Source organism: Rhodococcus olei (genome assembly GCF_039540555.1).
Lineage (GTDB): Bacteria > Actinomycetota > Actinomycetes > Mycobacteriales > Mycobacteriaceae > Rhodococcus_G > Rhodococcus_G olei.
Genome location: NZ_BAABFB010000085.1, coordinates 1 through 1,493, shown reverse-complemented (window position 1 = coordinate 1,493; position 1,493 = coordinate 1). Strand labels below are relative to the sequence as shown.

1 protein-coding gene is annotated in these 1,493 nt (G+C 70.7%); it reads right to left on the bottom strand.

Annotated features, from left to right (window positions below; all coding sequences use genetic code 11):
• A partial coding sequence (locus tag ABD951_RS27945; RefSeq protein ID WP_345353433.1) for an ABC-F family ATP-binding cassette domain-containing protein occupies positions 1-1,493 on the bottom strand: 1,493 nt, incomplete at both ends.

The window sequence follows — 1,493 nt, the reverse complement described above, 5'->3', positions numbered from 1 at the left end:
CAGCAGGATCACCCGCTCCGGGTTCAACGCCTCCGCGGCACCGGGATCGTGGGTGACCAGCACCACGGCACCCCGGTAGCTGCGCAGCGCGTCGAGGACCTGCTCCCGCGAGACCGGATCGAGGTTGTTGGTCGGCTCGTCGAGCAACAGCACGTTCGCCGCCGACGACACCAGCCCCGCGAGCGCCAGGCGGGTCTTCTCACCACCGGACAACGTGCCCGCCGGCTGCTCGAGCTGCGGCCCGGTGAACATGAACGCCCCCAGCAACCCGCGCAGGTCCTGCTCCCCCGCGTCCGGGGCGGCGTGCCGGATGTTCTCCCACACCGACGCCTCGTCGTCGAGGGTGTCGTGCTCCTGCGCGAAGTACCCGATCTTCAGACCGTGCCCGGGCACCAGTTCCCCGAGATCCGGCTTCTCCACGCCCGCAAGCAGTTTCAACAGCGTCGTCTTGCCGGCACCGTTGAGACCGAGGATCACCACCCGCGAACCCCGGTCGATCGCGAGGTCGACACCGGTGAAGATCTCCAGCGACCCGTACACCTTCGTCAGGTCCCTGGCCATCAGCGGGGTCTTGCCGCACGGCGCCGGCTCGGGGAACCGGATGTGCGCGACCTTGTCCGCGACCCGGACGTCGTCGAGGTCGGCGATCAGCTTGTCGGCCCGCTTGGCCATGTTCTGCGCCGCGGTCGCCTTGGTGGCCTTGGCGCCGAGCTTGGCGGCCTGCTGCCGCAACGCGGCCGCCTTCTTCTCCGCGTTCGCCCGCTCGCGGCGGCGGCGCTGCTCGTCGGTGGCGCGGGCGTCGAGGTACTTCTTCCAGCCCATGTTGTAGACGTCGGCCTCGCCGCGGACGGCGTCGAGGAACCACACCTTGTTCACGACGTCGTCGAGCAGGTCCACGTCGTGGCTGATCACGATCAGGCCGCCGTCGTGGTTCTGCAGGAACCCGCGCAGCCAGGTGATCGAGTCGGCGTCGAGGTGGTTGGTCGGCTCGTCGAGCAGCAGCGTGGTGTTCGACTTGCCGCCGGAGCCGTCGGAGGCGGCGAACAGGATCCGCGCCAGCTCGACACGACGACGCTGACCACCGGACAGGGTCCGCAGCGGCTGCGCGAGCACCCGGTCCGGCAGGCCGAGGCTGGTGCAGATGCGGGCGGCCTCCGACTCGGCCTCGTACCCGCCGAGCGCCGCGAAGCGGTCCTCGAGCGAGCCGTACTTGCGCACGGCCCGGTCGCGGGCGCCCTCGTCGACGGCCTCGGCCATGATCGCCTGCTGCTTCTCCATGCTGCGGAGGATCTCGTCGAGTCCGCGGGCGGACAGGACCCGGTCCTTGGCGAGGACGTCGAGGTTGCCCTCCTTCGGGTCCTGCGGCAGGTACCCCAGGTCACCGCTGCGGACCACGGTGCCGGCGTAGGGCTCGCCCTCACCGGCGAGGATGCGCAGGGTGGTGGTCTTGCCGGCGCCGTTGCGGCCGACGAGACCGATGCGGTCACCGGCCT